Origin of the sequence: Acetobacter farinalis (assembly GCF_011516935.1) — a bacterium.
GTDB classification, from domain to species: Bacteria; Pseudomonadota; Alphaproteobacteria; order Acetobacterales; family Acetobacteraceae; genus Acetobacter; species Acetobacter farinalis.
On sequence record NZ_WOTF01000073.1, the window covers coordinates 1 to 529 of the forward strand.

Consider the following 529-nt stretch of genomic DNA (forward strand, 5'->3'; position numbering starts at 1 on the left):
TCTGCTCAAAACGCAGATCGAAAACCAACCCAAAAGTAGTCAATCAAATCGCCAAAAGCCTGAAATCACCAGCCAAGCGTATCAATCAAGGGTTCTTCGATCCCTCCAGGTGTTGCGACGACCGGTTGAATCCGCCGATCCTCATTGTAAAAGCGCTGCGCAACGTCGCTTCAGCGACATGCGCGTCATCGAAGATGATCGCGCCTGGGAATTACCGTTTTCTGATCGAACTATGGCCGTTGAAGAGCGCCGAATAGGTAGTGATGCAGAACGCTTTCCCGGTTTCGAAAAGTTCGTTCGAATACGAGCTGTAAACACGTATCGTGTGATCGATCCCAATGCGGTCGGCCTCGTTTGAGGTCTGATTTACAAGGTCGATGGTCGAGCAAACGTAGATGACATTGTCGACACCTTCATTCACTAGAGCACGTCCACTGAACGATGAATCGTGTGGGGTGACATGGGGCATAGATTGTGATTCACCGTTTCCATTGATGGAGATGGTGATGGCACGAGCATTGAGTGACGA

Annotated in this window: 1 pseudogene; it reads left to right on the forward strand. The window is 49.9% G+C overall.

What is annotated here, in order from left to right:
* Positions 1-358: pseudogene (locus GOB82_RS13245) on the forward strand (hypothetical protein); the annotation flags it as partial.
* Between the last annotated feature and the right edge of the window lie 171 nt (positions 359-529).